The organism is Mesorhizobium sp. CNPSo 4661 (genome assembly GCF_057784215.1).
In genome coordinates this window covers 263520-270556 of sequence record NZ_JBWGIO010000008.1, presented here as the reverse complement: position 1 = coordinate 270556, position 7037 = coordinate 263520, and the positions used below count along the sequence as shown (strand labels likewise).

Here is a 7037-nt window from a genome sequence, read left to right as displayed (position 1 = left end):
GTATCCAAGCAGCAAGGCCATCGTCGAAACCTCCAGAATCAACAATGGCAGCTACAGAATCACACGCGATTCCAGCCCTTCAAGCCCCTTTCGCAGGCCACCTTCCCGCTTGACACCCACAAGACGCAAATGTGTGCGCACGCTAGCCCCTTGTGGGAGAAGGTGGCCTCGCGGAGCGAGGTCGGATGAGGGGTGCTCCAGATGACACCAACGCCTCACTCCGCTGGAACACCCCTCATCCGTCTCGGCGCTGCGCGCCGATCCACCTTCTCCCACAAGGGGAGAAGGAAGAGACACTGGCACTGGCACAAGCGCTAGTTCAACGAAGATTGAACTTTTTTCTTTGACCCGCGCGGAACCGCCCCTAAGTCTATCGGCATCCGTGGCAGACTTCCCGCCACTTGCGCAACACAAGGCCGCCAATATGGACCAATACATCCCGCCGAAAGTCTGGACCTGGAACAAGCCGAGTGGCGGCACGTTCGCCTCGATCAACCGGCCGATTGCGGGCCCGACGCATGAGAAGGAACTGCCGGTCGGCAAGCACCCCCTGCAGCTCTACTCGCTGGCCACGCCCAATGGCCAGAAGGTTACGATCATGCTGGAGGAGCTTCTGGCGCTCGGCCACAAGGGCGCGGAATATGACGCCTGGCTGATCAAGATCGGAGACGGCGACCAGTTCGGTAGCGGCTTCGTCAAGGTCAACCCGAACTCGAAGATCCCGGCGCTGATGGACCGCAGCGAGCCGAAGCCGGTACGGGTGTTCGAGTCCGGCTCGATCCTCACCTATCTCGCGGAAAAGTTCGGCGAATTCCTGCCTACCGAGCGCGCGGCGCGCGCGGAAACCTTCTCGTGGCTGTTCTGGCAGATGGGCTCGGCGCCCTATCTCGGCGGCGGCTTCGGGCATTTCTATGCCTATGCGCCGGAAAAGATCGAATACGCCATCGACCGCTTTGCCATGGAGACCAAGCGGCAGATGGACGTGCTCGACCGGCGGCTGGCCGAAAGCGAATATCTCGCCGGCCCCGACTACACGATCGCCGACATGGCGGTGTGGCCATGGTATGGCGGGCTCGCCAAGGGCCGCAGCTACAACGACGCCCATCAGTTCCTCTCGGTGCATGAATACAAGAACGTGCAGCGCTGGGCCGACGCGATCGACGCAAGGCCGGCGGTAAGCCGCGGCCGCATGGTCAACCGCATGTCCGGCGATCCGGCCTTCCAGCTGCGCGAGCGCCACGACGCCAGCGACTTTGAGACGAAGACGCAGGACAAGCTGGAGGCGGCGGAGTAGCCCCGCCGACGCTCGTCATCCTCGGGCTTGACCCGAGGATCCATGCCGTGACGTGCGCCGAAGGGCGCAACGGAGCAGAATTCTTAACCGTTTCAACGCCTTAGCGTCACGGCATGGATCCTAGGGTCTGCGCGCGTCGCTGCGCTCCTTGCTTCGCCCTAGGATGACGAAGGCGAAGGTCGCCCGGAGATCAACTGTAGCTATCTCCCGTAAGTATATGTCACGCTCGCCTCGCCCAGCGCCTGGCTCTTGGCCGCGACCGACACCATCTCCGGCGACGGATTTTCCGGCGTGCGCAGCGTCTTTTCGCCCAGCGCATACAGCGTGAAGACATAGTGATGCTGGCCGCTGCCGGGTGGCGGGCATGGGCCGAAATAGCCGGCGCGGCCGACGCCGCCCTTGCCCGACACCGCCCCCTTGGGCATGCGCTTGCCGCCCTGCGCGCCGGCGCCCTCTTTCAGACCCTTGGCGCTCGCAGGGATGTTCCAGGCAAGCCAGTGCCAGAAACCCTTGCCGCCATTGGCGTCGGTGTCGAACATGGTGAGCGCGTAACTCCTGGTGCCGGCGGGCGGGTCCTTCCAGGCAAGCGCGATCGAGACGCTTTGTCCGCCGCAGCCAGCCTTGTCGCCGAGATATTTCGCATCCCATTTGCCGTCCGAAACGGACGGGCTGGAGATCTCGAAGGCCGCCGCATGGCCCGCGAAGGCGACAAGGGCAAGCATGGTGAAGCCGAGACGCAAGGTCGTCATCTGTGATCCTCCCTGGACAACATTAGCGTAGCGGAAAAGCGGCCCGAAAAAGGGCAAGTCGGCGCAGCGGCTCCCAGGAACAACGAAAAAGCCCCGCCGGTGGAGGCCGTCGGGGCTCTTTCGTTCGGACCATGGAGGTGGGACCCCGGGGTCGGGTCGATCCAGGGGGTGTTGGATCGGTCGCGACACTAGCCGAGGAATCGGCCGCGCGGACAATCACGGCTGCACACTACCAATCACGCCTGCGCGAGCTAGAGGTGACAGCAGGCTGCTGATCTTCCTCGAGGAGATCAGGCCGGCAGCAGCTTCGCCAGTCTCGGCACGCCTTCGTTCACAGCGCGGTCGTCGGCAAGCGTGAACGACATGCGCAGCGTGTCGCGGCCGGTGCCGTCGGCGAAGAAAGCGTTGCCCGGCACGAAGGCAACGCGCGCCTCCTTGACCGAACGCGCCAAGAGCTCGGTGGCGTCAGCGCCTTCCGGCAGCGTCAGCCAGACGAACATGCCGCCGTCGGGCCGACTCCAGGAAATGCCGTCGGGCATGTTGGCCTCCAGCGCGGAAAGCAGCGCGTCGCGGCGCTTGCGGTAGGCGCCGATCAGCTTGTCCACCTGGGCATCGAAGATGGTCTCGGCGACGCGATGCATGACCATCTGGTTGATCGACGGGCTGTGCAGGTCGGACGCCTGCTTCATCAGCACCAGCTTTTCCACCACATGATGAGGCGCGCAGACCCAGCCAACGCGCATGCCGGGCGATAGGATCTTCGAGAACGAGCCGCAATAGAGCGTGCGCGCCTTGTCGATGCCGCCGGAGCGGGCGCAGTCGAGCGCCAGGATCGGCGGCACGCCTTCGCCGTCATAGCGCAGCGCGCGGTAGGCGGCGTCCTCGATGACGGCGATGTCGAGCTCGCCGGCGAGATCGAGCACCGCCTCGCGCTGCTTGGCGTCAAGCGTGTTGCCGGTCGGATTGGCAAAATCGGGCACCAGATAGGCGAACTTCACCTTGCCGCCATTGGCGGCGGCGGCCGCACGATAAGCCTCCGGTGTCATGTTGCCGCCAGCGGTGTTCAGCCGGTCATAGCGCGGCTCATAGGCGTTGAAGGCCTGCAACGCGCCGAGATAGGTCGGCCAGGTGACCAAGGCCGTGTCGCCAGGAGACAAGAACAGCTTGCCGAGATAGTCGAGCGCCTGCTGCGAGCCGGAGGTGATGAAGATGTTGCCCTCGTCGCATTGAACGCCGAGCTTGCCCATATGGGCGGCCAGCCATTTGCGCAGCGGCAGGAAACCTTCACTGACCTGGTACTGCAGCGCGGCCCCCGCCTCCTTGCCGCCGAGCACCGCCTGGTAGGCATCGCCAATGGCTTCGGCCGGAAACAGCGACGGGTCGGGAATGCCGCCAGCGAAGGAGATGATGTCCGGCTGGTCGAGCAGCTTCAACAGCTCGCGGATTTCGGAGGCCTTCATGCGCGAGAAGCGCGAGGCCAGAAGGTTCAACAGGGTCAAGGCGCGCCTCCCGAGCGGCAAATCAGCATTTAGGTCAACTTTACTGACCTATTATCAGGTTTTTTGGCCGAGTTGAATAGCCCAGCCGCGAAAACGCGCACAGGCCAACCTGGTCCCGGCCGGACCGACACCATCGGTCATCCCGCTCACCGAAACGTGACCTTGGATAAGTACTAGGATCCTCTAATTTATTTGCCGTCGGTGCTACTGATGAAGGTGCCCTGCTGTGGGGCTACAACGATGGGAGAACAAGGCCATGAAAACGAAGACGGCATTTCTGAGCCTGCTGGCGGCGTCGGTCATCGCCGGCACGGCATTCGCCGGCATCCTTGACGAGCCAAAGATGATGGCTCCCTTCTTCACTGACAAGACGATGAAGACCATGAAGTCGGATGCCGACATGAAGAAGGTCTGGGCCAAGATGTCGAAGAAGCACCAGGCGTCGATGATGAAGGAATGCCAGGACGCGGCGATGAGCAAGCCGCATGCCGAATTCTGCGCCAAGCTGAACGCGCTGGCCGGCCACGCCTGAAATGGTTTCCAACCGTGGGTGGCGGACCGGGAGCGGACCGCCACCCCTGCCAGCCAGTCGATTCAAACATTTTAGCGATTGCGAATAGAAACCCGTTGCGCGAAAGCGCGAGCGGATGCAACCTCGGCGTTGCGCTGCCCAACGAGCCCTTCCCCAACCTCAACGACCGCGCCAGCATCAAGAAGATCATCCGCGAGATGATCATCGGCTCCTACCTCATGCTGGCGGGCTGCGTCGTGGCCGCCGCGCTGGTGGTCGGCGCGCTGTGGTGGTGGCTGGGGTAGCGCCAGCTGCTCTCGACGGCCGACAGGCCCCGGCACGACGCATGGCGGGATTGTCGTTACATTAGAAAAAGCGCATATTATTGGAAGCCGAAGCCATGCTCCGGCTGGACCGCCGTGGCCATGTTCTCCCGGCGGTCCACGGACCAGGTCAAATGTCACAGAAAAACCGGCAAGTCCGCGCTGCGCAAGCGGCCGGGCGGTCGTGATATCTGGAGGAGGATCCCATGAAGGTTACCATACTGGCGACATACGAACCCCATGCCGCCAAAGGGCTGATGCAAGGATCGAACCGGGAGGCCGCAATCAAGGCGCTCTTTGAAAGCGTGGGCGGCAAGATGAGCAGCCTGATGTTCACGCGCGGCATCTACGACGTCATCGTCAATGGCGAGGTACCGGACCAGATTGCCGGGATGGGCATGACGCTTGCGGTGCGGGCAAGCGGTTCGGTGAGCGACCTCGTCGTCCTGGAAGAACTCGACATGAAGGCCGTGATCGCGGCCGCCAACAAGGCCGCCGGCGCCTACAAGCCGGCCGGCTGACCTCAAACCGATCGGAGGACCCCATGACCGCCTATAACGTAGTCCGCTTTCGCACCAAGCCAGGCAAGGAAAAAGCCTTCGTCGATGCGCACGAAAAGGTCTCGCTGAACGCCAAGGGCTTTCGCAAAGGTGCCCTTATCAAGACCGGCGAGCGCACGTTCTGCATGGTCGGCGAATGGAAAGACATGGACAGTCTCGCCGCGGCGCGCCCGATGATGATCGGCGTTCTCGACACCTTCCGCGACATGCTCGAGGACCTCGGCGGCGATCTCGGCGTGACGGATCCAGTGTCGGGGACGGTCGTCGCGGAAATAGGCTGACGCAACCCATCGGCGAAGGCCGGGCCGTCTGCAGCGCCCGGCCTTCGCCATCGGACATGTCGACGGACCGGCCGTGCCCGTGTGGCTGTCACCTTCCTTCGCTGGTAGAAAGCAGAGGCTGCGCCATGTCACAGTCAGTCCAGCGAGGCGAAGTCCCCAGCAATGGCACAGAGCTTGCAACCGAAGAAAAAACGTGGGCTGCTTGCGCGGTTGGCCGCGGTGTTTGTTGCGGCGGCCTGCGTCCTCGTCGCAGGCCTGTGGTACCTTGCCAGGCCGGCGGCGCCCGATGCTTTCTACGCCAACCGTCGCGACCCCATTCCGCCACCGGGAACCCTGATGGCGAGCGAGCCCTTCACGCGTGACGTGCCGGCGGGAGCGCAGGCCTGGCGCGTGCTTTATGCGACCACGCGCGACGACGATACGCCGGCCGTTGCAAGCGGAGTTGTTGTGGCCTCGACGGGTTCGGGTGCGGCAAGCAGACCCGTGGTCGCGTGGGCGCATGGCACGACCGGCATGGAACCCGGCTGCGCGCCATCGGTGTTGAAACATCCATTCGACAACGTGCCGGCGCTCAAGGCCCTGCTCAGGCAGGGCTGGGTCTATGTCGCGACAGACTATGTCGGCCTCGGCACCTCCGGCGACCATGCCTATCTGATCGGCGAGGACGCTGCGCGAGCCGTGCTCGACTCAGCGCGCGCCGCGCGCCAGATGCCTGGCCTCCACGCCGGCGGCAAGGTCGCAGTTTGGGGGCACTCGCAGGGCGGCAACAGCGCGCTGTGGGCCGGCATGCGCGCGGAGGGTTATGCGCCCGACATCAGCGTGGCCGGGGTCGCGGCGTTTGCGCCGGCAACCGACCTGCGCGCTCTGTTCGAAGCCGTGCAGGGCACAATGTTCGGCAAGATCGTGTCTGCGTATCTCGCCGAGGCCTACGCCAAGGCCTACCCCGACGTCCGGCTCAGCGATTATCTCGGTCCCGTGTCGATGATCCTCGCCCGCGACATGGCGGGGCGATGCGTCGGCGGCCGGGCGACCCTTTTTTCGATCGTCGAGACGATGCTGCTGCCGGGCGGCATCTTCAAACGGGATCCGGCCTCCGGCCCGTTAGGCGCAAGACTGGATGAGAACATGCCCACCGCCCCGATCAATGTCCCGGTCCTGATCGCGCAGGGCGTCGAAGACGATCTCGTCCCCGCCCGCGTCCAGCAGGCCTATGTCGCACGGCGATGCTCAGCAGGACAGAAGATCGACTATCGGCAATTCGATGGCCGCGGCCATCTTTCGCTGGTCGCCGGGGGCTCGCCGCTCGAGGCCGGATTGATCGCCTGGACACAGGACAGGTTCAACGGCGCCCCGGCGACGCCGAACTGCGCCCAATAGGAATCGCCAGCTAAAAAGGCAGGCGGATTTCGTCCGGTTGGTCGGACTGATGCGGCCAGCCAATGTCCTTTTGGACTTCCGGCGGCAGCTCGTTGAGCTCGCGCGTCGTGCGGCGGCGCTTGCTGGCCTGCGCGAAAGCGGCGCGGATTCGGTTGAGACTTTTGAACATGAAAACCCCCGTAGATCAGCAGCGGAAAACCGGTGCCGCCTCTTCCCGGTGCCGCTTTTGCGATGCGTCTGTAACCAGTCGATTGCGCGCGAACGGTGAAATGCTTCACGAAGCCGGAGCGGCTTGAAACATATGCATGCGAACTAATTCATGGGATCGGACATGCAGCCCGTGCGCAGGACGCGAGCCTGCAGGGCCTGCAATGTCAGACGCTTGGGCCTATCGCCTGATGCGTTGGGTCACGTCCCCTGAAGGGAGCCGCGCTTACTCCCCG

Annotated in this window: 9 protein-coding genes; 6 read left to right on the top strand and 3 right to left on the bottom strand. The window is 63.8% G+C overall.

Going from position 1 to position 7037, the window contains the following annotated elements:
- Window positions 1-424 precede the first annotated feature (424 nt).
- On the top strand, window positions 425-1294 hold the full coding sequence (gene yghU, locus AC0YKC_RS14490) for a glutathione-dependent disulfide-bond oxidoreductase (protein WP_320298421.1): 870 nt from the start codon (window positions 425-427) through the stop codon (window positions 1292-1294).
- 200 nt (window positions 1295-1494) lie between these two features.
- Here yghU and AC0YKC_RS14485 read toward each other — a convergent pair whose 3' ends face one another.
- Complete coding sequence (locus tag AC0YKC_RS14485) at window positions 1495-2043, bottom strand: YbhB/YbcL family Raf kinase inhibitor-like protein (protein WP_488511524.1); 549 nt, start codon at window positions 2041-2043, stop codon at window positions 1495-1497.
- 290 nt (window positions 2044-2333) lie between these two features.
- Entirely contained in the window at window positions 2334-3503 is a 1170-nt protein-coding gene (locus AC0YKC_RS14480) for an aminotransferase-like domain-containing protein (RefSeq protein ID WP_488511531.1), read from the bottom strand.
- A gap of 295 nt (window positions 3504-3798) precedes the next feature.
- Between AC0YKC_RS14480 and AC0YKC_RS14475 the strand changes: the two genes are divergently transcribed.
- The 5 genes from AC0YKC_RS14475 (at window position 3799) to AC0YKC_RS14455 (ending at window position 6594) form a co-directional block, all read left to right on the top strand.
- Entirely contained in the window at window positions 3799-4074 is a 276-nt protein-coding gene (locus tag AC0YKC_RS14475) for a hypothetical protein (protein ID WP_488511523.1), read from the top strand.
- 95 nt (window positions 4075-4169) lie between these two features.
- Entirely contained in the window at window positions 4170-4358 is a 189-nt protein-coding gene (locus tag AC0YKC_RS14470) for a hypothetical protein (protein WP_488511522.1), read from the top strand.
- Between the two features lie 224 nt (window positions 4359-4582).
- The gene (locus AC0YKC_RS14465; RefSeq protein WP_320298425.1) at window positions 4583-4897 is read left to right on the top strand and encodes a GYD domain-containing protein; all 315 of its coding nucleotides are present in this window, start codon (window positions 4583-4585) and stop codon (window positions 4895-4897) included.
- Between the two features lie 23 nt (window positions 4898-4920).
- Window positions 4921-5217 (top strand): putative quinol monooxygenase, encoded by a 297-nt coding sequence (locus tag AC0YKC_RS14460; RefSeq protein WP_320298426.1) that lies wholly within the window; start codon window positions 4921-4923, stop codon window positions 5215-5217.
- Window positions 5218-5379: 162 nt separating this feature from the next.
- Window positions 5380-6594 (top strand): lipase family protein, encoded by a 1215-nt coding sequence (locus tag AC0YKC_RS14455; protein ID WP_488511521.1) that lies wholly within the window; start codon window positions 5380-5382, stop codon window positions 6592-6594.
- Between the two features lie 10 nt (window positions 6595-6604).
- Here AC0YKC_RS14455 and AC0YKC_RS14450 read toward each other — a convergent pair whose 3' ends face one another.
- Entirely contained in the window at window positions 6605-6763 is a 159-nt protein-coding gene (locus tag AC0YKC_RS14450) for a DUF1127 domain-containing protein (protein ID WP_488511520.1), read from the bottom strand.
- Window positions 6764-7037: the final 274 nt, after the last annotated feature.

Excerpts from the sequence above, each read along its gene's own strand:
- AC0YKC_RS14450 (WP_488511520.1), bottom strand. The coding sequence starts at position 6,763 with ATGTTCAAAAGTCTCAACCGAATCCGCGCCGCTTTCGCGCAGGCCAGC.
- AC0YKC_RS14485 (WP_488511524.1), bottom strand. The coding sequence starts at position 2,043 with ATGACGACCTTGCGTCTCGGCTTCACCATGCTTGCCCTTGTCGCCTTC.
- AC0YKC_RS14465 (WP_320298425.1), top strand. The coding sequence starts at position 4,583 with ATGAAGGTTACCATACTGGCGACATACGAACCCCATGCCGCCAAAGGG.
- AC0YKC_RS14455 (WP_488511521.1), top strand. The coding sequence starts at position 5,380 with ATGGCACAGAGCTTGCAACCGAAGAAAAAACGTGGGCTGCTTGCGCGG.
- AC0YKC_RS14460 (WP_320298426.1), top strand. The coding sequence starts at position 4,921 with ATGACCGCCTATAACGTAGTCCGCTTTCGCACCAAGCCAGGCAAGGAA.
- AC0YKC_RS14480 (WP_488511531.1), bottom strand. The coding sequence starts at position 3,503 with ATGAAGGCCTCCGAAATCCGCGAGCTGTTGAAGCTGCTCGACCAGCCG.
- AC0YKC_RS14475 (WP_488511523.1), top strand. The coding sequence starts at position 3,799 with ATGAAAACGAAGACGGCATTTCTGAGCCTGCTGGCGGCGTCGGTCATC.
- yghU (WP_320298421.1), top strand. The coding sequence starts at position 425 with ATGGACCAATACATCCCGCCGAAAGTCTGGACCTGGAACAAGCCGAGT.